At 40.1% G+C, this 22,178-nt stretch carries 18 protein-coding genes and 1 tRNA gene; 9 read left to right on the top strand and 10 right to left on the bottom strand.

What is annotated here, in order from left to right; genetic code table 11:
• Positions 1–3: 3 nt before the first annotated feature.
• From secD to queA, 4 genes are all read right to left on the bottom strand, one after another.
• Positions 4–1,851, bottom strand: a complete 1,848-nt coding sequence (secD, locus tag ACRRSQ_RS10465) for a protein translocase subunit SecD (protein WP_440875680.1) — start codon at positions 1,849–1,851, stop codon at positions 4–6.
• A gap of 79 nt (positions 1,852–1,930) precedes the next feature.
• Positions 1,931–2,266: a preprotein translocase subunit YajC gene (gene yajC, locus ACRRSQ_RS10470; RefSeq protein ID WP_440875681.1), complete on the bottom strand. Its 336-nt coding sequence runs from the start codon at positions 2,264–2,266 to the stop codon at positions 1,931–1,933.
• Between the two features lie 71 nt (positions 2,267–2,337).
• On the bottom strand, positions 2,338–3,465 hold the full coding sequence (gene tgt / locus ACRRSQ_RS10475) for a tRNA guanosine(34) transglycosylase Tgt (RefSeq protein WP_440875795.1): 1,128 nt from the start codon (positions 3,463–3,465) through the stop codon (positions 2,338–2,340).
• A gap of 117 nt (positions 3,466–3,582) precedes the next feature.
• Complete coding sequence (gene queA / locus ACRRSQ_RS10480) at positions 3,583–4,632, bottom strand: tRNA preQ1(34) S-adenosylmethionine ribosyltransferase-isomerase QueA (RefSeq protein ID WP_440875682.1); 1,050 nt, start codon at positions 4,630–4,632, stop codon at positions 3,583–3,585.
• A 275-nt stretch (positions 4,633–4,907) separates the two neighbouring features.
• On the opposite strand from queA, the gene aceK reads away from it, so the two are divergent.
• Both aceK and ACRRSQ_RS10490 read left to right on the top strand, forming a co-directional pair.
• The gene (aceK, locus tag ACRRSQ_RS10485; RefSeq protein ID WP_440875683.1) at positions 4,908–6,635 is read left to right on the top strand and encodes a bifunctional isocitrate dehydrogenase kinase/phosphatase; all 1,728 of its coding nucleotides are present in this window, start codon (positions 4,908–4,910) and stop codon (positions 6,633–6,635) included.
• 197 nt (positions 6,636–6,832) lie between these two features.
• A tRNA-Trp gene (locus ACRRSQ_RS10490) sits at positions 6,833–6,909 on the top strand.
• Between the two features lie 718 nt (positions 6,910–7,627).
• On the opposite strand, the gene ACRRSQ_RS10495 is transcribed toward ACRRSQ_RS10490, so the two are convergent.
• Complete coding sequence (locus tag ACRRSQ_RS10495) at positions 7,628–8,473, bottom strand: hypothetical protein (RefSeq protein WP_440875684.1); 846 nt, start codon at positions 8,471–8,473, stop codon at positions 7,628–7,630.
• Positions 8,474–8,968: 495 nt separating this feature from the next.
• Here ACRRSQ_RS10495 and ACRRSQ_RS10500 point away from each other — a divergent pair, with 495 nt between their 5' ends.
• The 5 genes from ACRRSQ_RS10500 (at position 8,969) to trhO (ending at position 14,700) form a co-directional block, all read left to right on the top strand.
• Entirely contained in the window at positions 8,969–9,340 is a 372-nt protein-coding gene (locus ACRRSQ_RS10500) for a DNA polymerase III subunit psi (protein ID WP_440875685.1), read from the top strand.
• A 1-nt stretch (position 9,341) separates the two neighbouring features.
• Positions 9,342–9,794: a ribosomal protein S18-alanine N-acetyltransferase gene (gene rimI, locus ACRRSQ_RS10505; protein ID WP_440875686.1), complete on the top strand. Its 453-nt coding sequence runs from the start codon at positions 9,342–9,344 to the stop codon at positions 9,792–9,794.
• A gap of 113 nt (positions 9,795–9,907) precedes the next feature.
• Positions 9,908–10,153, top strand: coding sequence for a hypothetical protein (locus tag ACRRSQ_RS10510; RefSeq protein ID WP_440875687.1), 246 nt, complete (start codon positions 9,908–9,910; stop codon positions 10,151–10,153).
• A 1,687-nt stretch (positions 10,154–11,840) separates the two neighbouring features.
• Positions 11,841–13,433 (top strand): protein adenylyltransferase SelO, encoded by a 1,593-nt coding sequence (locus ACRRSQ_RS10515; RefSeq protein WP_440875688.1) that lies wholly within the window; start codon positions 11,841–11,843, stop codon positions 13,431–13,433.
• A gap of 259 nt (positions 13,434–13,692) precedes the next feature.
• Positions 13,693–14,700 (top strand): oxygen-dependent tRNA uridine(34) hydroxylase TrhO, encoded by a 1,008-nt coding sequence (gene trhO, locus ACRRSQ_RS10520; protein ID WP_440875689.1) that lies wholly within the window; start codon positions 13,693–13,695, stop codon positions 14,698–14,700.
• An 89-nt stretch (positions 14,701–14,789) separates the two neighbouring features.
• Here the strand turns inward: trhO and ACRRSQ_RS10525 are convergent, their stop codons facing one another.
• A complete protein-coding gene (locus ACRRSQ_RS10525; protein WP_440875690.1) occupies positions 14,790–15,767 on the bottom strand; it encodes a Kelch repeat-containing protein in 978 nt (325 codons plus the stop codon).
• A gap of 37 nt (positions 15,768–15,804) precedes the next feature.
• Positions 15,805–16,299, bottom strand: a complete 495-nt coding sequence (locus ACRRSQ_RS10530) for a cupin domain-containing protein (RefSeq protein WP_440875691.1) — start codon at positions 16,297–16,299, stop codon at positions 15,805–15,807.
• Positions 16,300–16,471: 172 nt separating this feature from the next.
• On the opposite strand from ACRRSQ_RS10530, the gene ACRRSQ_RS10535 reads away from it, so the two are divergent.
• The gene (locus ACRRSQ_RS10535; protein WP_440875692.1) at positions 16,472–17,290 is read left to right on the top strand and encodes a hypothetical protein; all 819 of its coding nucleotides are present in this window, start codon (positions 16,472–16,474) and stop codon (positions 17,288–17,290) included.
• Positions 17,291–17,337: 47 nt separating this feature from the next.
• Here the strand turns inward: ACRRSQ_RS10535 and ACRRSQ_RS10540 are convergent, their stop codons facing one another.
• Both ACRRSQ_RS10540 and ACRRSQ_RS10545 read right to left on the bottom strand, forming a co-directional pair.
• Entirely contained in the window at positions 17,338–18,141 is an 804-nt protein-coding gene (locus ACRRSQ_RS10540; protein WP_440875693.1) for a hypothetical protein, read from the bottom strand.
• 294 nt (positions 18,142–18,435) lie between these two features.
• Positions 18,436–20,073, bottom strand: a complete 1,638-nt coding sequence (locus tag ACRRSQ_RS10545; RefSeq protein ID WP_440875694.1) for a M28 family metallopeptidase — start codon at positions 20,071–20,073, stop codon at positions 18,436–18,438.
• A 349-nt stretch (positions 20,074–20,422) separates the two neighbouring features.
• Between ACRRSQ_RS10545 and ACRRSQ_RS10550 the strand changes: the two genes are divergently transcribed.
• The gene (locus tag ACRRSQ_RS10550) at positions 20,423–20,677 is read left to right on the top strand and encodes a hypothetical protein (RefSeq protein WP_440875695.1); all 255 of its coding nucleotides are present in this window, start codon (positions 20,423–20,425) and stop codon (positions 20,675–20,677) included.
• Between the two features lie 120 nt (positions 20,678–20,797).
• Here ACRRSQ_RS10550 and ACRRSQ_RS10555 read toward each other — a convergent pair whose 3' ends face one another.
• Entirely contained in the window at positions 20,798–22,108 is a 1,311-nt protein-coding gene (locus ACRRSQ_RS10555; protein ID WP_440875696.1) for a DEAD/DEAH box helicase, read from the bottom strand.
• Between the last annotated feature and the right edge of the window lie 70 nt (positions 22,109–22,178).

Genomic DNA, 22,178 nt, shown 5'->3' on the forward strand with positions numbered 1-22,178 from the left:
ACCTTATATCGATAATTTATCGAGACGTTTACCGCCCCAAACGGCGTTAACAACTGTACGTGTACCAATGACAGCAGTAAACATTGAGGTAAGAATACCGATAGAAAGTGTTACGGCAAAACCTTTGATAGGGCCAGTACCAACAGCAAATAGTATTAAAGCGGCAATTAACGTTGTAATGTTTGCATCAATAATAGTTGAGAATGCTGCGTCGTAACCTTGGTGAATCGATTGCTGAACGGATTTACCTGCGCGCATTTCTTCACGAATACGTTCAAATATAAGTACGTTGGCATCAACCGCCATACCAACAGTTAAAACAATACCCGCCATGCCTGGTAACGTTAAGGTAGCGCCTGGGATCATCGACATTACACCAACAATTAATACCAAGTTAGCACCAAGTGCTAAATTAGCCACAATACCAAAAGCGCGGTAGTAAACAATCATGAAAACAAAGACTAATCCAAAGCCCATCAAGATAGCTTGAAAGCCTAACTGGACATTTTCAGCACCTAACGTTGGACCAACTGTACGCTCTTCAACAATTTGAATTGGCGCAATCAAGGCACCCGCACGTAATAATAACGCTAAATTATGTGCTTCAGCAGGAGAATCTGATCCAGTAATACGGAAGCTTTTACCTAAGCGAGCTTGAATGGTCGCCACTGAGATAATTTCTTCTTGTTTTTCAAATATGGTATTGCCCTGCGGGTCTTTACGATCCGTTGGCTTGTATTCAATAAATACCGACGCCATTGGCTTGCCAATATTTGATTTGGTCGCATTAGAGAATTTTGTGCCGCCTGGCGAGTCTAAGGTAATATTAACTTGTGAACGGCCGTTTTCATCAAAGCCTGAGTTAGCATCAATGATGTGATCACCAGTAAGCATAATACGCTTTTTCACTAAGTATGGACGACCATCTCTGTCTGACAATAACTGTGAACTCGCAGGTACACGACCATTTAAGGCATTGCTAATGTCATTTTCTTGGTCAACCATTCTAAATTCAATAGTTGCTGTTGCGTTTAGAATTTCTTTCGCTTTTGCTGTGTCTTGAACACCTGGCAATTCAATCACAATGTGTTTTTGACCTTGGCGCTGCACCAATGGCTCTGCTACACCTAATTCATTAACACGATTACGAATAATGGTAATGTTTTGTTGAAGTGCGTATTCACGAATTTCTTTTAGCTTTTGCTCGGTCATGCTCGCTTTAAGCGTTAAGCTGTCGCTATCGTCGTCAAATAAGAAATCACGGTAGCGTTTACTTAAAAAGCTTTCAGCTTTAGCAAGGTCTTCTTCATTACGTAGCTGAACAACAATAGCGTCTGAGGTTTTTTTCACGCTACGGTAGCGAATTTTTTCGCCGCGTAGGTCGTTACGAAAATCGCCAACCATACCGTCTTGTGCTTTTATAATGGCTTCGTTCATGTTCACTTCCATTAAGAAATGCACACCGCCACTTAAATCTAAACCTAACTTCATTGGTGTACCACCAAGACTTGCAAGCCAGTCTGGCGTTGCAGGTGTTAAGTTTAAGGCTACAGAATATTTATCGCCCAACGACTCATCAAGTAAGTCACGCGCTTTAAGTTGTGATTCTGTGTTTTGAAAACGCACCAATAATTGTCCGTTTTCAAGAGCAATACTTTGATAAGTAATACTTTCTTGGTCTAATTGCGATTTTACTGAATCTAAAGAGGTTTCAGTAATTTCAACCCCTCTGAGACCTGAAATTTGTACCGCTGGATCTTCACCATACAAATTTGGCGAGGCGTATAAAGCACCGAAGGCAACTATAAAAAGTACCATCAGTGATTTCCAAAGGGGATATTTGTTTAACACAATGTCATCCTACTATTTAATTTATCAACTACCTAAAAGCAAATCGCCTGTTTATACAAGATAAACAGGCGATAAATTACTAAAGGTTTTTCATTGTGCCTTTTGGTAATACAGCTGAAACCGCAGCTTTTTGCAGCGTTACTTCAGTATTTTCAGCAAGACTCACTACAATGAAATCTTTCTCGTCAGATACTTTTACGATTTTACCAACAATGCCGCCTTGCGTTAATACTTCATCACCTTTTGATAATTCAGACATTAAGCTTTTATGCTCTTTTACACGCTTAGCTTGTGGACGGTAAATCATGAAATAGAAAACCAAACCAAATACCAATAGCATGATGATCATTTCCATACCACCACCTTGTTGAGCTGGCGCTGCTGCAGCATGTGCATTACTAATGAATAAACTCATAAAATCCTCTTATTATATATTGAAAAACTGCTATAAATTACGAACCAATACGCGGTTCAAAAACACTAAATTTACTCGTTACTACCAGCTAATGGCGGTACAGGTAAATCACGCAAAGCGTAAAAGTCACTAACAAAGTCATCTAATTTACCTGCTGCAATCGCATCACGCAAACCTTGCATAACTTTTTGATAAAAACGTAAGTTATGTATTGTATTTAACTGTGAACCTAAAATTTCATTACACTTATCTAAATGATGCAAATAAGCACGTGAATAATTTTTACAGGTGTAACAATCACATTCACTATCTAATGGTCCGGTATCTGTTTTATGACGGGCATTACGAATTTTAATCACGCCGTTATTAACAAATAAATGACCATTTCGGGCATTACGCGTTGGCATAACACAATCAAACATGTCGATACCACGGCGCACACCTTCTACTAAATCTTCAGGCTTGCCTACTCCCATCAAATATCGGGGCTTATTTTCAGGGATCAAGGGGGTAGTATGATCTAATATTCTGATCATATCTTCTTTTGGCTCGCCGACCGATAATCCACCAATGGCGTAACCATCAAATTCAATCGCTCGAAGGCCTGCAGCAGATACTTCACGCAGGTCTTCATACATGCCGCCTTGCACAATGCCGAATAAAGCTGATGGGTTATCGCCATGTGCGTCTTTAGAGCGCTGTGCCCAACGAAGTGATAACTCCATCGACTCTTTTGATTCTTGGTGCGTTGCAGGATAAGGCGTACATTCGTCAAATATCATCACAATATCTGAACCTAAGCTACGTTGAACATCGATTGAACGTTCAGGCGTTAACATGATTTTTTCGCCATTTACCGGCGAGCTAAACTTAACGCCCTCTTCGGTAATTTTACGCATTTTGCCTAAACTAAAAACTTGGAAGCCGCCTGAGTCAGTTAAGATTGGCTTATCCCAGTTCATAAAACCATGCAAACTACCGTGTTGCTCAATAATTTCAGTGCCGGGGCGCAGCATTAAATGAAAAGTATTGCCAAGAATAATTTCAGCGCCAATTTCTTTTACTTCTTCAGTTTTAATGCCTTTCACCGTACCGTAAGTACCAACCGGCATAAAAGCTGGTGTTTCAATCGTGCCACGGTCAAAGGTAATACGACCACGACGAGCTTTGCCGTCATTGCCAAGTAGCTCAAACTTCATTCTACTGCGGCTATCATCTGCTTTTTTTGTCTCTGTCATAAGATTTCCTGCGCCCACTAGCGAAACAGGCTAGCGGCTTTTTCTAAATAAATAACGACTACTTACAAAAAATAGTCATTAACTTGCTGATTTTTTTGTTAAGAACATCGCATCACCATAACTGAAAAAACGGTATTTTTCAGTAACAGCATGTTGATATGCGTTCATAATATTTTCATAGCCTGAAAATGCACTGACTAACATTAATAAGGTTGACTCAGATAAATGAAAATTAGTAATTAACGCGTCGATAATTTCAAATTCATAGCCTGGGGTAATAAAAATGTCAGTATCGCCATAAAAGCTTGCAAAGGCTTGCCCTTTGGCTTTTGCCACTTTTGCTGCGCTTTCAATTGAACGAACTGATGTTGTGCCAACAGCCACTACTCGCCCGCCTTTAGCTTTAGTGCGATTGATTTGCTCCACCACTTCATCAGGCACTTCTACGTATTCCGCGTGCATAATGTGATCGGCAATTTCATCCACTTTTACCGGCTGAAAGGTGCCTGCGCCAACGTGCAAGGTAACAAAAGCAAGCTCGACGCCTTTCGCTTTTAATCGTTCAAGTAACGCATCGTCAAAATGCAGGCCTGCGGTAGGTGCAGCAACCGCCCCCGGCTTTTCATTGTAAACGGTTTGATAACGTTCACGATCGCTGTCTTCATCAGGGCGGTCAATATAAGGCGGTAATGGCATATGGCCAACGTCTTCAAGCACTTGTAACACCGATTGTTCGCCGTGAAATTTAAGTTCAAATAAAGCACCGTGTCTAGCCACCATGGTCGCCTTAACTTTCCCTTCTAGGGTAATTTCATTGCCCACTTTTGGTGATTTACTGGCGCGAATATGGGCAAGTACGCTGTGTTCATCTAATAAACGTTCAACTAATACTTCCACTTTTCCGCCACTGGCTTTTTGCCCAAACATACGTGCAGGGATCACTCGCGTATTATTAAATACCAGCAAATCGCCAGTATTAAGCTGCTGCTCAATCGCTAAAAATTGGCTATCAGTAATTTCGCCGCTATCGCCATTTAAGGTCATTAAACGACTGGCGGTGCGGTCTGATTTTGGGTAACGAGCTATAAGCTCTTCGGGCAAGTTAAATGAGAAGTCGGCTACACGCATTTTTGATGGTCTATTTTGAAGGTAACAATTTAGGCTAAAATAACCGCGCAATTCTAGTGCTGAGGCGCCTTAATAGCAAGTAAAAACTCGCCCAGAGGCCAAGCTTTAGCGTTCATATTTCACTACAACTTTTACGATTACCAATTATTTGCAATTTTAGTGACATGCGCTTGATCATTATTTAGTTAAATTATGTTGGTCATTTCCCAAAAATGTCCTTACAAAATTCAATTTTTATCGTATGCTGATCAAATGTTTATTAAGAAGTGACTACTATGGATAATCTTGCTTTTGCCATCGCTAGAACTATTTTAAATGGCTTTGAACACCATATAAATTTGTATGCTGAAATTACCCAGTCGGCCAAACAACGTTTTGAGCAGTGTCAGTGGAGTGAAGTACAAAAAGCTGCCAAGGCACGTACCGACTTTTACGACAAACGTGTCGCTGAAGCATTAGCCAAAATTAAGCAAGACTTTTACGTAGGTTCACTTGACGACAGGCTGTGGCGTGAAGTGAAACAATATTATGTTGATCTTTTATCAACCCACAACCAACCCGAGTTAGCAGAAAGCTTTTACAACTCAATTTTCTGTCAGCTATTTGAACGTAAGTACTACCATAACGACTTTATTTTTGTTGAAAGCACCGCTGATCGATTGAACGATCATCCTGCTGAAATATTTACTAGCTATAATCCGGCTGAAAAAGGCTTGGCACAAACCATTATGGAGATCATGTTAAGCCATAAAATGGACGTGCCATATCAAGACTTAAGACGTGATGTTGCTACACTCATTAAAGTATTTCGCAAGCAAGCTCACAAAACCTTATATCGCTTAGAAGAGTTACAATTCGATATTCTGAACTTTGTTTTTTACCGAAATAAAGGCGCTTATATTATCGGCAGGGTTTTATCGCCAGGTGGCGAAACCCCATTCATAGTGACCGTATTAAACAATGAAAAAGGCGGCTTATACATCGACGCGCTTATTTCAGACAGCGAGAGTATGGCAGTTGTTTTTGGTTTTGCCCGTGCTTATTTCTTTGTAGATTGCCAACACCCACATGCATTGGTGAATTTTTTACAGCGCCTTATTCCGCATAAAACGACTGCCGACTTATATTCCGCCATTGGTTTTCACAAACAAGGGAAAACACAATTTTATCGCGACTTTTTACATCACTTGGCCAATAGCGACGATAAACTTGAACTTGCTGCAGGTATTAAAGGCATGGTGATGTCGGTATTTACTCTGCCGTCTTACCCGTATGTTTTTAAAATTATTAAAGATAAATTTGCGCCTAGTAAAAACATGACCAAAAAAGATGTTAAAGGCAAATACCGTTTGGTGAAATTACACGACCGCGTCGGCCGTATGGCTGATACGATGGAATATTCAGAAGTGGCTTTTCCACGCGACAGATTCTCTGATGAACTATTAGAAGAGCTCACCACAGTTGCACCGTCAATTATCCGCTTTGAAGACAATTTAGTGATCATAGAACACATGTATATCGAACGCCGCATGGTGCCATTAAACATATACTTAGCCGATGCTAACGAAGAAGATCTCGACAATGCCATGTACGGATATGGCAAAGCAATTAAACAACTGATCGCCGCTGATATATTCCCTGGAGACATGCTGTTGAAGAACTTTGGTGTTACTCGCCATGGCCGCGTCATTTTCTATGATTACGATGAAATTACCTACATGGATGAAGTGAATTTCAGGGTAAAACCCGAACCAAAAACCGAAGAGCAAATTTACGCAGCCGAGCCTTGGTATTCGGTTGAGCCCGGCGATATGTTTCCGGAAGAGTTAGCCACTTTTGCCTTAGCGAATCCAAAATATCGTAAAGCATTTTTAAAACATCACCCTGAACTGTTAGAAGCTTCATACTGGCAGCAATGTCAGAAAAATGTTGCTGACGGTGTATTTGAAGATGTTTATCCCTACCCGGATGAAATACGCTTTTGTAATTTACATGCGAGCTAATACATCTAAAGTAGCTACTGTAGCAATGAATTAGCAGGCAACTAAAACTAGCGAACATTTACTAGCGAACATTTACTTGCAAACATTGCGCAATGGGTGTTTTTAACGCCTTTTGCGCAATAAATGTGCGAACAAACTTTTTTTTTAAATTAACCCTTTACCTTTGGGCGTTCATCAGTATAATTCGAATCCGTTGCAGGGGTGTAGTTCCAATTGGTAGAACAGCGGTCTCCAAAACCGACGGTTGGGAGTTCGAATCTCTCCACCCCTGCCATTTCTTTTCTATGCCTCGTTTTATATATCCCAAGTTATTATCTTATTTATCAATTATTACATCACCAGTATTGTGCTACTTTCACAGAACGTCAGCTTGTTGTTTATTTAAAAGCACGTGTAATACCAGTTTGATTAAATAAATGAACACTTAGCTTGAGATAAAACGCTTTAGTGTAAGACGCTTGTTTTTAGCAAGGCTATTCCCTTTCAAAAATAAGTAACAACGCCCTAGTTACAGTGTAAAATTCTCTGATATAGAATGACTATCCAAGTAAAGATTTAGCGAGTTCTTGCACCGATAAAATAGCGCTGAGTTGATCATATTATTCATCAGTTTAGTATAAAACGCCTACGCTTATTTACGCTAGCTCGATTCCCCCTAACTAATATTCATAAACAAAAGCCATCAAATAAAAATTACAGAACAAAGCCTAACGATGGCGGCTATATCTTTCGAATGTAATATATTGATACGGAGCTAAAACAGCACACCAAGGTTTGAAATATCACGGGTAGTGGTCGTTAAAGTTTAATTGAAAAAATTTAGATATGGCTAAAAGGGAGCCTTAGGGTGTAGCTAGGTATGTTCATAGGACAGATCATACGGTAACCCTCCCATAAAAGCATAATAGTGTTTATGCCAAAACAATAAATTCAAGGGTAAAAAAAATGGAAGCTAGGCTTCCATTTTTCATCAATTCGTTAGCGTTTAACTACTATAATTGGTAGTTAAATTCAATGCGGTGTTCACCGTCTTTAAAGTCTACATTTTCAGTCCAGTTAGCAAAGTAACGAACATTTAAGCGTGGCGAAATTTGGTAGTTAACTGCGAATTCGTGTAACAATACGCTGTCTGTTTCAATACCAAAAGCATGTGCTTTATATAAATCAGAACCACCTAAACTTTGTAAGTAGAACGGGTTGTAGTTTAACCATAACTTGTCGGTAATGGCTAATTTTGAATACATACCAATAATTGTGTATGCACCAAAGCCTGAGAAACCATCATCAATCACAGGTTGCTCATTTTCAAAGCTGTCAACAACGTTATTACCAAAGGTTGCACCAACACCCGCTAATGGGAATAAGTTTACCGGCCCCATTTTAGGAAGCGCTTGGATTATTGAATAAGAAGCATCAATTGTTTGATCAGCAAAATGAGTACCATCAAAGTTAACGTTAATATCAAGTTGCTTACCACGGCCATTGGTTAGGTCTACTTCGAATTGTCTTAAACGTAAAAAGTCAATCGAGTTATCACGCGCAGGCGAGTCACTAAAACCTAAGTTTTCACCTTGAATGCCTTTAATTTCATAAACATTCATGCCAGCAGTAGTATCTTCACCTGTATCGTAGGTTTGGCCAACTTTAAGGTTGATACCACGATCAGTTACACCTGCACCTACTTGAGTAAAAATGGCAAGAGGATCAGACATATCCTGAATTTCTTGCTCTTCTTGTGCAGCTTCAGATTTTACTGGTGCTTCAGGAGCTTCATTTGCAGCAAATGCAGTCGCTGACATTAGTGTAAGCACTAAGGCTAAATTCATACTTTTTTTCATGGTATATTCCTACTTTTAATTTCACATCAAGCTAAAGGCTTAGCTACAAATGTAATGTTCGTAATGCATATTGGTTATTGGAATAACTATAAAGTAGAGACGTGTTTAATTCGTGCGGGGATTTGTATCAATATTGCCACGAATGTTAAATAATAGTTAACAATGTTGGCGGTATTTATCTGAGGTAAAACTTATTAGTAGATACAAACCAAGCTTAGATTACAAACATTACCTCATTAAATTTATCTTTATTAATCATCAGCTTACCAAACGCTAGAGATAATCAAAGCCGTTTGTAAACGCCTTTCAACTACTTTTTTAACCCTACTTTTTGACTGCATGTTTTAACTACGTCATTGGTTAACCCTTTAACTACACTTTTAATCAAGCTAGAACCTTACTCATTAAAAAATACCGGTAAGACATTGTTGCGAGGTTCCAGTTTTCATCTATTTCTGTCATCATAGTTGTATCATTGCGCACTTAATTTTCATCATGCCATTATCAACTCGACAATTTGATTATTTAACCGAAATGGGCATTAACTTATGGTGCTCAAAAGCTAAGCTCGATAATACTTCAGAGACACAGACACCTTGTGAAAACATTCATTTTGATGAAGTTAGCCAGTTAACATTATTTTCAGATATTTTAATCTGTCTAAACCTATCAATTGGTGAAGTCACTTATAGTGAGCAGCAATTAAATTTGGGTTTATTCAATTGGCAGTTTGGCAAAGACAATGGAATTAATTTCAACAATAATTTATTAACCACACCTTCACTTAACACATTGCAAAAATCCCCAAAGCTCAAGCAACAACTGTGGCAAATTTTTTGCGAACACAACCTTTATAGTAATCATTAAGATGAGTTTTACCTTTGAACCTGTAAGTCATGCAGACGTCAGCCATTTAATGGCGATAGAAAACGCCTGTCATTCACACCCTTGGACAGAAAAAACCTTTAGTAGCTGCATCGGCGGTCGGTATTTTGGGTTTTATTTAAAAATTGAAGATGACATTGTCGGCTTTTATATTGGTGAACATGTTGCCGGTGAAGCGACATTGATGGATATTTGTGTCGCACCTGAGCATCAAGGCAAAGGTTACGGTAATAAGTTACTCAGCCACTTTATTAATCAAAGTAAAAAGCTAAATAACAACAAAGTATTTCTTGAAGTTAGGGCAAAAAACATTAGTGCTCAAATGCTTTATATGAACCACGGTTTTTGTGAAATTAGCCGCAGAACGGGTTATTACCCTAGTGCTTCTGGCTTTGGCTATGAAGATGCGATTGTTATGTCGCTTGTATTAAGCTAACTTTCGCCACTTGGTTACAAAGTTATACATTTAGCAACACCATCTTGCTATTTTACTGCACAATTAACGACTAATATTTAATCACCATTATTAATCAATAGCTTTGGTGATTTATGTTCAGCCAACTTACATTACCCACAGAGACTGAAATAACCGCACAAGACATAACACAATTAGTTATGGCGGAAGCTATTGCACACATTGCACAATTAACAGGGCTGGCCCAGAACGCTTGTGAAAAATTAGTTAAACAACAGCTAATTGGCTCTACGGAGACGAAAGCACCAGCTTCTAATGTTAACGACATTATTACTCACCATGAAACTGACTTTATTGGTCAGCTTTTCAAAGAAAACTAACAAATACTTTTAATTTATTTAAATTAATTTGAACTAATCAAGTAAACACCACTCATAGTAAGTGAGAGTTTTGTTTCCCTTAGTGTTTCATGTTTTTATAGCGCATTCATTTGAATGCGCTTTTTTTTGCCTATAGGAAATAGGTAATTCACGATTTCATGGATGAAAAAGAGTGAAGCCTATAGGAAATAGGTTCCTTCGACTACTTCGCGCTCAGGATGCTCGGTTGCTTAGTTTGATGGATGAAAATAAACGCAGACCTATAGGCCCTTCGACAGGCTCAGGATAAACAGCACTTGTTATTTTCCCGTCCGTACTGAGCAGATGAGGAACGAGTCGACCGTCGAAGTACGACAAGCTTCCTTCGACAAGCTCAGGACGAGCGGTTTGAAGTTGAATTCATCTGTAGAAAGGGGCCGGTGACATTTAAACAAATGGCTAATCTATACTACTTTCTTCCTTATTTTTGTCACCGTCCCCAGTGTTTTTTTAGGTGCTGCGCGCTTCCTTCAACAAGCTTTCTTCGACAAGCTCAGGACGAACGGTTTGGTGGCGAATTTATCTAAATTAGTCCACGCGCAATAATTTCCGTTCATGCTGAGCTTGTCGAAGTATAGGAAATTATGTGAACTATCTTTCTCTGCTTTTGAGCTGAAACTGGTTCGATAACATGTACATACGGTTAATCCCGCAGATCTTCTTGCTTCTTTTATCACCGCCCCCATGCTCTCCCGAACGATGCTTTTCAAATTAAATTCATCAAAATTAAAATAAATTTGAACTAAATCAAAACCAGCCGCTCTTACTTTACGAGAGTTTTAATCCCCTTAGTGTTTCATGTTTTTTTAGCGCATTCATTTGAATGCGCTTTTTTTTGCCTATAGGAAATAGGTAATTCACGATTTCATGGATGAAAAAGAGTGAAGCCTATAGGACGTAGGTTCCTTCGACTGCTTCGCGCTCAGGATGCTCGGTTGCTTAGTTTGATGGACGAAAATAAACGTCGGCCTATAGTCACGATTTCATGGATGAAAAAGAGTGAAGCCTGCAGAACGTAGGTTACTTCGACTGCTTTGCGCTTCCTTCGACAAGCTTCCTTCGACAAGCTTCCTTCGACAAGCTCAGGACGAACGGCATGGCGGTGAATTTATCTAAATGAGTCCATGCGTAATAATTTCCGTTTGTTTGGAAAAGGGGTCGGTGACATTTATACAAATGGCAAATTCCGACTACTTTCTTCCTTATTTTTTGTCACCGCCCCCTGTGATGTTATAGACGCTTCGCGCTTCCTTCGACAAGCTTCCTTCGACAGGCTCAGGACTAGCGGTTTGGCGGTGAATTTATCTAAATGAGTCCATGCGCAATAATTTCCGTTTGTTTGGAAAAGGGGTCGGTGACATTTATACAAATGGCAAATGCCGACTACTTTCTTCCTTATTTTTTGTCACCGACCCCAGTTTTCCAATAATTCCCGTTCATGCTGAGCTTGTCGAAGCATAGGGAATTAAAAGACGTAAACGTTAATTCAGCCCAAAATAACCTCTTAAAATATAAAATCCTCAGGCGCAACATAGCTTTTAACGATAAGTAAGAAAAAATTGGCGCAAATCAATGATGTCTTAATTTCAGCAAATGCCATAAAATGATTGTTATTCTCATTTAATCATTAAGCGCGCTTACTGTTATCATGTTAAACCTTACCTTTGTAAATCAATATATTAGTCATTTGCCGGGCGACAGCTTAGCTGAAAATTATCCGCGTCAGGTTGAACATGCCGCCTACTCTTTTGCGACGCCAAAAAGTGTTGCTGCGCCAAAGTTAATTGCCTTTAATGACGATGTTGCCAATGAACTCGATTTTTCTTTTAGTGAGCACGATGAAGATGAACTTGCGCAGCTACTTACCGGCAACCAGCTTACAACAAGCATGCAGCCATATGCGATGTGCTATGGCGGCCATCAATTTGGTGGTTGGGCTGGCCAATTAGGCGACGGTCGTGCAATTAATTTAGGTGATATTCAAACTAAAAACTTTGGTCATAAAACCATACAACTTAAAGGCGCTGGCCCTACCCCGTATTCAAGAACTGCCGATGGTTTAGCCGTGCTGCGCTCGTCAATACGCGAGTTTTTATGCTCTGAGGCGATGTATCATTTAGGTGTACCAACCACGCGAGCATTAAGTTTATGTTTAACCGGCGATAATGTTCGTCGTGATATGTTTTACGATGGCAACGCAAAATATGAACTAGGCGCTGTGGTGTGCCGAGTATCGTCTTCTTTTACCCGTTTTGGTAGTTTTCAATTACCATCAGCGCGCAGCGACGGCGCTTTATTACAAGCACAAGCGCAATATTGCATCAAAACCGACTTCCCGCATTTACTCGACCAAACACAAACGTTTTCGCCTGAGGTGTATGCTAATTGGTTTAATGAAGTGTGCCAACGCACTTGCAAATTAGTAGTGCACTGGATGCGTATCGGTTTTGTCCATGGCGTATTAAATACCGACAACATGTCAATATTAGGTGAAACCATCGACTTTGGCCCGTATGGTTGGGTTGATGATTTTGACCCCGACTGGACACCCAATACCACCGACGCGCAAGGAAAACGCTATCGTTTTGGCGCGCAAGCGCAAGTTTGTCGTTGGAACTTATGCCAACTCGCCAATGCCATTTACCCATTAATTAATGATGCTAAACCACTGCAGCAATGCATCGATGAATTTAGTGACAATTATCAACAACAATGGGCAGAGATGATGGCTGAAAAGCTCGGTTTTAATGAGTATGTTGAGGCCTCTGACCAAGCGATTTTTAGCCAGCTTGAAGAGTTACTGGCAAGCATAGAAACTGACATGACCTTGTTTTACCGAAAACTGGCCACGATCAACATCAGCGAAAAAGCCCTTGAACAGCCAGCGCTTCATTTTGCCGATTGTTATTATCAGAGTGAGCAAATAACGCCTGAGTACAAAGCAGAATTAGCCACTTGGTTAAATGCTTATTGCGAGCGCTTACTCACCCAGCAAGGTTTTGATAACAGCAAACGCATCGCCAAAATGAATGCAGTTAACCCTAAATATGTGCTTAGAAACTATCTATCTCAGCAAGCTATCGACAAAGCAGAGCAAGGTGATTACAGCGAACTTCATACCTTGCAAGCACTGTTAAAACGCCCATACGATGAACAGCCAGAATTTGAACGCTACGCACAAAAGCGCCCTGATTGGGCTAGAAATAAAGCCGGCTGCTCTATGCTCTCGTGTAGCTCTTAATAACGAGCTACAAGCAAGAAGCTTTAAGCTGAAAGTTAAAGCTACAAGCGAGAAGCTTTAAGTCAAAAGCCACAAGTTGAAAATTAAAAGTTAAGAGCCAAAAGCAACAAATGTGACTTATTTCACATTTGTTGCTAGAATGCGCGGCGAATTATTGCTCAAGCATCAATTAAGTACGTTTGAACGATAAATAAACATTACAATAACCACTTAATCTACAGCGCCGTATTTACGTTACGGACAGCTCAATGGGTAAAAAATGACAACACAACATCAGCAACACAGCAAACAAACCGTCGTTTGTGCACTATATAAATTTGTCCGTCTCGACAATTACCAAGATCTTAAAGCGCCATTATTAGCTCATATGGAAAGCCAAAGCGTAAAAGGCACACTTTTACTAGCAAGCGAAGGCATCAACGGCACCATTGCCGGTAGCCAAAAAGCGATTGACTCAGTGCTTGAGTTTTTACAAAACGATGAACGCTTAAACCCTATTTCATATAAATTTTCTTATCATCAAGAAAACCCTTTTCAACGCACCAAAGTGAAATTGAAAAAAGAAATTGTCACCATGGGCGTTGAAGGTATCGACCCACTGCAAGTGGTGGGGACTTATGTAAAACCGAAAGACTGGAACGCGTTAATTTCAGATCCTGAAGTTTTATTAGTTGATACCCGTAACGACTACGAAATTGAAATTGGCACCTTTAAAAATGCGGTTAATCCAAATACCGAAAACTTTCGTCAATTCCCAGAATACGTTGAACAAAACCTAGATAAAACCAAACACAAAAAAGTTGCCATGTATTGTACTGGCGGCATTCGCTGTGAAAAATCGACCGCTTACATGAAAGAGCAAGGGTTTGAAGAGGTTTATCACCTCGAAGGCGGTATTTTAAAATACCTTGAAGAAGTACCAAAAGAAGAAACCTTATGGGAAGGTGAATGCTTTGTGTTTGACGGTCGCGTTGCGGTTAATCACGACTTAGAAAAAGGCCAGTACGACCAATGTTTTGCTTGTCGATTCCCAATAACCGAAGAAGAAAAGCAAAGTGAGCACTACATTAAAGGCATTAGCTGCCCTAAATGTCATGACAAAATGAGTGATGAACAAAAAGCCCGTTTTGCTGAGCGTCAACGCCAAATCGACTTAGCGAAAGCTCGTGGTGATGAACATATTGGTGGCGACATTAAAGTCGCACTAGAGAAAAAGCGCGAGCAGAAAAAACTGCAACGTGAAAAAGCGCAAGCGGGTAATAAATAAGCTTTGCTCGCCAAAACACTGTAAAGTAAGCCCCTGTAACGCAAATATTTTAAATGCGTTACAGGGTATTTTAAAAATCAAAGCACCTGTTATTTTTTAACGCCTTTTTGGAAAACTTCAATTGAGCTTAATTCAGGCTTACCACCTCGTTGCCCGCTACCTGCGGCAATATATAATTTGTTATCAACAACAACTAAATTACTGCCGTGACGACCTCGATTAAGTGGCGCTTCGTCTTGCCAGCGCATGTTATTAAAACTAAATGAAACAGTTTTATGATTAGCAGGCAATGCACCGGTTTCTCCGCCCGTATAATAAAGGGTATTATTAAGTACTGCCGCGCCACCACCGCCTGTGGGCACAGGTAAATTAACGTCTAATGTGTGCCACGCTTTTTTATCAAAATTATAAACATCGACTTTATTGCTTACTTTATCCATAAAAGCAGTAAAGTTATCCGGTTCATGATAGCTGGTATTTCGCCCGCCTAAAGCGAGTAATTTACCCGATAAAATCACCGCATTTGCATGATCGCGAATATTAGGCGCATCGGTTAATACATGCCAGGTATTGTTTTTAGGATCATACACATCAAATAATTTACTGGTGCCGCTGGTATGCCCATTGGTAATACCGCCAACAATATAGATTTTGTCATTATGTACCACGACACCCGCGCCGCCGCGACGACGCTCTAGCGGTATTTCAAATGGCATCGACCAAGTATCTGTTTTAGGTTGATACTGATAAACATAGGCTAACGGACTTTCTACAGGATACTTACCTGTTAAACCTGTCACTACAAATATACTTTCGCCAAACGACACCGGCGTAATATGGTGCATTTCAAGCGGTGTATTCGCTTTTTTTAACCACGAGCGCTGCGCAATATCAAATTGCTCAACGGGTTTGTCACCTCTGCCACCAATTAAGTAAAGCGTTTTATTATGAGCAACAAAACCATTTTCATGCCGCGGAGTTGCCGCATTTTGTGTTTCGATCATTTGCCACTGAGCATTCGCAGCAAGTGACAAAATTAATGTTATACATCCCAAAATAGTTTTCATTATTTTTCCTGTTGTAGTGCATGTTTTAGTACTTGTTTTAGCGCTTAGGCTCAGCCTTGGTTTTAGGTATTGGTTTTGCCTGATATTTAAAAACAACAAATTTCATTGTTTTTGTACCATTATTAAACAAGCCGTGTAAATCCCCGGGAGCCGCATATAAAATATCGCCAGCATTGGCTGCAAACGTTTCATCGTTAATTGTCCATAGCCCACTTCCTTCAAGGATCATTAAATACTCCTCTTCATTATGACGATGGGCAGGGTGAATTTCATTGTTCGGCTCAATAGTTGCCACACCAGCAATCGCATTTTTTGTACCAAGCGTTTCGCCAATAAAATAGGTTAGAAAGTGACTGCCCTGATAATGAGTAACATGTGCCTCTTTTGCTGGAACTACCTTTGTCTGGATCAACTGCTCCTGGGACAGCTTCGCCTGGCTCACTTTCACCTGATTAACATTTTCTGTAAACGCGTAACAGTTTATCGTTATTAGCCAAATAAACATTAAAACTATCGCTTTGTGTAGGCTCATTTTTACTCCATAAATTATCTGTCGTTGCTCGAAGGTATTTTTACTTCGATTGATAAAGTATCCCCAACCCACCTTATTGTCAACTTGACAAATACATTAATAGATGGTTTAACTAGGCACTAACAGAGAGCATTTTGTATGCCCATTCAAGATAATAATTAGGTCAATAATAATGAAATTTTTAATTAAAATTATACTGTTAAGCTTTATTTCAACCGTTAGCTTAGCAAACACTTTTAATGCAAAAGAAGACTTACTGTTGCTGCAATTTGACAGTAAAACCGATGTTGACGATCTTCACACCATTGCCGCAACCCATAGTATTCTGGCGCGCTTAGATCACCTTAAAATTAATTATCTTGCTGTTGCCGGTGCTTACGGCACGCAAAATGGGCTTTATGTGCCATCGCCAGCATTATTTAACAGTGCTTTTGGCAAAAACTGGCTTGATGCGCATAAGCATTATCAGCACGCTGTTAGCAATGTTGCCGATAAAGTCACACATCAGTTAAATAAAGGCGGCAGTGTTTGGGTAATGGAAGCGGGGCAATCAGACTTTACCGCTGCTTGGATTTTAGCGATAAGCGAGCATGTAACACCTGAATTAATTAAATCACGTGTGCATGTTATTCAACATAGCCAATGGAACGAAAAGCATACTGGAAAAGCCAGTTTAGCGTTTGTGAAACACGCGACCAGTTATCAAAAAATTCCTGACGGTAACGCAACAAATAATGGTAGTGCCGGTTTTAATAAAGTGAACAGAACTGCGTTAGAAACACTTAAAAAACATAACACGTGGGGAAGAAGTTGGCAGCTCGCCATTGAAATAGCGAATAAATATAACGGATTAAATGGTCGCTATTTAAATAAAGTCATTGCTGATGACGGCCTCGATTTTTCAGACACCAGTGAATTAATTTGGATCTTAGCCATAGATGAAGTAACTGACATCAATAGTTTCACACTATGGCTTAATAGCGATTCATAAATAAGCTGAGATAAATTGTGCCGCTACTCAACTAATAAACGAATAAATTAGGGCTGAAACGCCACTAACGATTCATCAGGTTTTAAGGTTAAGGTTTTATAGCCTGATGAGTCACGTTTTCCAAAAGTGGAATTTTGTTTTCGATCGAACTCTTCATGCACTTTAATCAACCTATCGCCAACAACTTGATATTGCGCGGTATTGGTTTGAGCAATGTCTAAGGAGAAAATAATATAGGCCCTGCCGCTGCCTTCAAACGATAACTGCGCGCTAAGCGGTACACCGTTTTCATCGATAGTGACGCTATAATTACCAGTAAAATCATCGACGTAACCACGCACTTCTTTATTATCAACAATTGCTTCTAATGGCAGAGTAAAGTTGAGCAAGCGGGCAAGTTTACCATCAGGTGTAGTTGTTGGTTGCTCACTAATAAATTCTGCTTTTTTTAATGTTCGGGCGACATCATTTGCTGCCGATAACATATTACGTAAATTGCTCGCTTGAATACCGTCAAGAGCATTTAACGTCGGGGTATTTACCTCTTCGTCGTTTTCTTTGGCGTTAGCTTCTTGCTCAATTGCATTTATGGTTTGATTGGAATAGTTTATTTGTAAGCCATTGGCATTGTCGGTTAATGCCACTTGCACAAAACCGCTGGTGGTTTTAAGTTTTTTGGCTTTACCGCTGTGCCTGGTAAAGGCTGACTCAAGTTCAGCTGAAACCGGCACAGTGCCGGTTAATTTTGTTAATGCTGACTGTAAATCTGTTAATCCATCGGCAACAGCACCTGCACTAAAAATTAGCGAAAACGTGGTTAAGGTAAGTAAATTTGCACATGCTTTTTTCATAAACCGCCTGCTGTCGTTATTATTCAATTTTTGCTGTGTATAAGCTCTATAAGCATGAGCCTTTAAAGCATAAACAAGAGAGTAGCATGCGAATAATTAGTATTTCTATTTAAAACGTTAGCAAATATGAATGAAAGAGCGCTGCTTAATAATTTGAAGGGTAATTGCCGTGTTTAAAAGGAATGAAAGATAATAAAAAGCTAGCTAATATTGCATCAGCTAGCTTTGAACTTGCAGCTTCAAACTTATGGCTTATAACTTAAGGCTTTTCGCTTGCAGCTTGAGGCTTCTAATTTAGCGACTAAATTCAGAGCTTTCGCTCCACTTAGGCCACACATTTTCTTTTGAAAGCTCATAGCCAATTTCAAAAAATGCCTGCATATCTTGCACCGCACCTGATAAGTCCCAGTCGTCACTGTATTCATCACATAGGTTGTGATAACACTTAGCTAAACGGGCACCTATTTTTTCGCGCAGCACTTTTGTCGCTTCATCGGCAGGCGTTTTACCGCTTTTAGCATAAAGGGCTGGAATGCCAATATTAGCAAAAGCAAAGTGATCAGAACGATAATAAATACCGGCTGCAGGACGAGGGTCGCCAGCAATCACACGACCTTGTTTTTCTGCAGCAACCGTTAAGTAGTTATCAAGCTCTGATTGTCCTAAACCATAAACAGAGACATCTTTACTGGCGCCATCAACATTTAAGGCATCCATGTTCAAATTAGCCACGGTTTTTGCAGCTGGAATAATCGGGTTAGCGGCATAAAACTTAGAACCTAACAAACCTTGCTCTTCAGCCGTTACCGCTAATACGGTAATTGAACGCTCTGGGCGTACCGGCAGTTTTGCAAACGCTTCAGCCACTTCAATTAACGCTGCCGTACCTGAGGCGTTATCGACTGCGCCGTTATAAATTTGATCGCCGGTTAAGCTTTTATCTATACCTAGGTGATCCCAATGGGCAGTATAAATAATGTGTTCATCCGCTTTTTTACTGCCCGGTAAAGTAGCAATAACATTGTATGATACCGACTCTTTTACCGTGTTTTTCACGGTAACCGATGCAGTTAAATCGCCCATATCAACATGGTAACTGCCTTGGGCGGCTTTGGCTTTGGCTTGTTCAAAGTTCAAACCCGCTTTAGCAAATAACTCTTTGGCAACATCGCTATTTACCCAACCTTCAACAGCAACGCGACCTTTGTTTTTATCTTCACGAACAAAACCAAATTGCGCGCCACTCCACGAATTTTCAACCACGCCCCAACCATAAGAAGCTGGCGCGGTTTCATGAATAATAATCGCACCTTCTGCGCCTTGGCGGCTAGCTTCTTCATATTTGTAGGTCCAGCGGCCATAGTAGGTCATCGCTTTACCATTAAAGATAGCTGGATCTTCGGTAGCAAAACCTGGGTCGTTAACTAACATCACCACGGTTTTACCTTTTACATCTAAGCCTTGGTAGTCATTCCAGTTATACTCTGGTGCGTTAACACCGTAGCCAACAAAGACTAATTCTGAATCTTTTAGCTGTTCGAATTCGCTAATGCGGCTAGAGCCCATCACCATTTCAGGACCATATTGATAGTCTTTACCGCCAATAGATAACGTCATATCAGGTGATGCTTCAATTGATACCATAGGCACGGCTTGCAAAAAGCTATCGCCATTGCCCGGCTCAAAACCAACTGCCGTTAATTGTTTGGTTAAATAATCAAGCGTTAGCTCTTCGCCTTTACTTGAAGGTGCGCGCCCTTCAAATTCGTCTGAAGCAAGCACTTTAATGTGCTCAGCAAGTTGCTCTTTGTTAATGCTGTTATAGCTTGCAGTAATGTCAGCCGCGCTGTTTTGGCTTACGGTGGTATCGCCCGCGCCACAACCTGTTAACGCTGCAGTTGCAAGCAAAGATAAACTTATAATTTTTTTCATTATATTGATGCTTTAATTCTAGTTAACGTGAAGGTAATGAGTATAAACGAATATTTTGTGGTTTTAATACTTTCAGTTGTTATACTCGTGTCACAAACGCCATTAGCCGCAAACTCAGCTTTACAGGCACACAAGTAAAATCACTTCGCTTACCTTAGCTTTCGCACAAGGTAACATACAATAATTGATTGATATCATAGAAGTAACATTGATTTAGCGGTTAAATGTTATTGATAAATAGCAATAACATTTAACAAGTTTACTCACTTGGTTTGTTTCATTTTACTTGCTATGTTAACGATATATGATCAGCCAATTTAAAGGCGCATTACGGTAAAAGGAATGAACTATGCCAACGACTAAACACAAACGCAAAGCTACAGCTCATCATCATGTGAAAGTTGAAAAACAGCCGGGAATGATTTCTTCACATCCACAAGCATTCATAGGTATAGGTGTGTTTTGTATTTTGTTAAGTATTGCTCTGTTAGCTTTTCAAGGTCATGATAATGCGATGTTTGGCATCGCGATGTTATCACTTGTTGCCGGGGTGGTATTAACCTTTACCGCAAAAATAGCGTTAAGAAAGAAAAACAGTCATTAACGTTAATGGTTTAACAATAAACCCTAGCTTAGTTAACTCAGCTAGGGTTAACTTAGCTCGGATTAACTAGGCTCGGGATAACTTAGCTCAGGTAAACTAGGCTCAGCACGAAGAGACGACTTAAGATTTGTTTAACCAAATATCGATATTTGCTTGGCTTAAGTTTTTACGTTTTTTCTTACCGCTACCTTCAGGTTTTGCCATAGGTTTAAGCGCTTTTAAAAGCTCTGCCGTGATTATTTCATCCACTTCAAAACCTTCAACTTGCTCGCGTTCAAGGCGAATTTTATTTTTCTTTTCAATCACTTTAAAATGATTATAGTCTTCATAATCAAGTAATGAAATGGCTAGGCCAACTTCACCAGCACGGCCACTTCGGCCAATGCGGTGCATGTAATCAGACGGGCTGCGTGGTAAATCAAAGTTGATCACCACAGGTAATTTTTCAATATCTAAACCACGGGCAGCGATATCGGTGGCGATAAGTACGTCAATTTCCCCTGATTTGAAACCATCAAGCACCCTGCTTCGTGCGCCTTGGCCTTTATCGCCATGAAAAACTTCTGCGATAATGCCGCGTTTTGCCAGTTTTTCAGCAAGGTGTTTACAGCTATTTTTCGCATTCACAAAAATAAGCGCTTGTCGCCATAAATTGGTTTGAATTAAATGGGCAAGTACTTGTGTTTTCTCCCCTTTATTTACTGTGAAAGCACGTTGTACCAGCGTGCTAGCATCACGACTTTGCACCTGAACTTCAAGCGGGTTATTGAGTAAGTTTTGTGTTAATGCACTAACTTTTTCTGGAAAAGTAGCTGAAAACAATAGCGTTTGTTTAGCATTGGGTAGCAAAGCCAAAAGCTCTGTTAGCTCTTCGGTAAAACCTAAACTTAACATGCGATCTGCTTCATCAAGCACTAAGGTTTTTACGTTATCGAGTTTAACAGCGTTACTTGAAATTAAATCAAGTAAACGACCCGGCGTTGCAACAACAATGTCGGCACCACCGCGTAACGCTAACATTTGTTTATTAGTTGATACCCCGCCAAACACCGCCAAAGTTTTAATCGCGCCGTTAAAATGAACCGCATAAGATTTAATGCTATCAGCCACTTGCTTGGCCAGTTCACGTGTAGGCACTAAAACAAGTCCAGTAACATAATTGCCTTTATCAGTTTTATCGGTAGCTTTTTGGCGCGCTGATAATTTATCTATCTGTTGCAACAAAGGTAAAGCAAAAGTCGCCGTTTTACCTGAGCCGGTATTGGCACCGGCAATTAAATCACGGCCAGCTAATACGCCAGGAATGGCTTGCGCTTGAATCGGCGTTGGTTGTTGATAGTTAAGTTCTGTTAATCGCGCTAGCAAGGGTTCAATAAGTCCAAGCTCGTTAAAACTGGCAGGCGATTTATTTACAGTAGGGTCAGAAGTCATTAATCACAACGTTAAAAGCAAAAATAGTGGTCGCTATTTTAGCGTGTTTCGCTGCCATTACGTTAATTAA

This window comes from Thalassotalea sp. PLHSN55 (assembly GCF_052030545.1).
In the GTDB taxonomy this organism is placed as follows: domain Bacteria; phylum Pseudomonadota; class Gammaproteobacteria; order Enterobacterales; family Alteromonadaceae; genus CANMXU01.

What these genes read in the sequence shown, in the direction of transcription:
- yajC (WP_440875681.1), bottom strand. Translation starts at nt 2,266, where the DNA reads ATGAGTTTATTCATTAGTAATGCACATGCTGCAGCAGCGCCAGCTCAA.
- tgt (WP_440875795.1), bottom strand. Translation starts at nt 3,465, where the DNA reads ATGAAGTTTGAGCTACTTGGCAATGACGGCAAAGCTCGTCGTGGTCGT.
- queA (WP_440875682.1), bottom strand. Translation starts at nt 4,632, where the DNA reads ATGCGTGTAGCCGACTTCTCATTTAACTTGCCCGAAGAGCTTATAGCT.
- aceK (WP_440875683.1), top strand. Translation starts at nt 4,908, where the DNA reads ATGGATAATCTTGCTTTTGCCATCGCTAGAACTATTTTAAATGGCTTT.
- ACRRSQ_RS10495 (WP_440875684.1), bottom strand. Translation starts at nt 8,473, where the DNA reads ATGAAAAAAAGTATGAATTTAGCCTTAGTGCTTACACTAATGTCAGCG.
- ACRRSQ_RS10500 (WP_440875685.1), top strand. Translation starts at nt 8,969, where the DNA reads ATGCCATTATCAACTCGACAATTTGATTATTTAACCGAAATGGGCATT.
- rimI (WP_440875686.1), top strand. Translation starts at nt 9,342, where the DNA reads ATGAGTTTTACCTTTGAACCTGTAAGTCATGCAGACGTCAGCCATTTA.
- ACRRSQ_RS10510 (WP_440875687.1), top strand. Translation starts at nt 9,908, where the DNA reads ATGTTCAGCCAACTTACATTACCCACAGAGACTGAAATAACCGCACAA.
- ACRRSQ_RS10515 (WP_440875688.1), top strand. Translation starts at nt 11,841, where the DNA reads ATGTTAAACCTTACCTTTGTAAATCAATATATTAGTCATTTGCCGGGC.
- trhO (WP_440875689.1), top strand. Translation starts at nt 13,693, where the DNA reads ATGACAACACAACATCAGCAACACAGCAAACAAACCGTCGTTTGTGCA.
- ACRRSQ_RS10525 (WP_440875690.1), bottom strand. Translation starts at nt 15,767, where the DNA reads ATGAAAACTATTTTGGGATGTATAACATTAATTTTGTCACTTGCTGCG.
- ACRRSQ_RS10530 (WP_440875691.1), bottom strand. Translation starts at nt 16,299, where the DNA reads ATGAGCCTACACAAAGCGATAGTTTTAATGTTTATTTGGCTAATAACG.
- ACRRSQ_RS10535 (WP_440875692.1), top strand. Translation starts at nt 16,472, where the DNA reads ATGAAATTTTTAATTAAAATTATACTGTTAAGCTTTATTTCAACCGTT.
- ACRRSQ_RS10540 (WP_440875693.1), bottom strand. Translation starts at nt 18,141, where the DNA reads ATGAAAAAAGCATGTGCAAATTTACTTACCTTAACCACGTTTTCGCTA.
- ACRRSQ_RS10545 (WP_440875694.1), bottom strand. Translation starts at nt 20,073, where the DNA reads ATGAAAAAAATTATAAGTTTATCTTTGCTTGCAACTGCAGCGTTAACA.
- ACRRSQ_RS10550 (WP_440875695.1), top strand. Translation starts at nt 20,423, where the DNA reads ATGCCAACGACTAAACACAAACGCAAAGCTACAGCTCATCATCATGTG.
- ACRRSQ_RS10555 (WP_440875696.1), bottom strand. Translation starts at nt 22,108, where the DNA reads ATGACTTCTGACCCTACTGTAAATAAATCGCCTGCCAGTTTTAACGAG.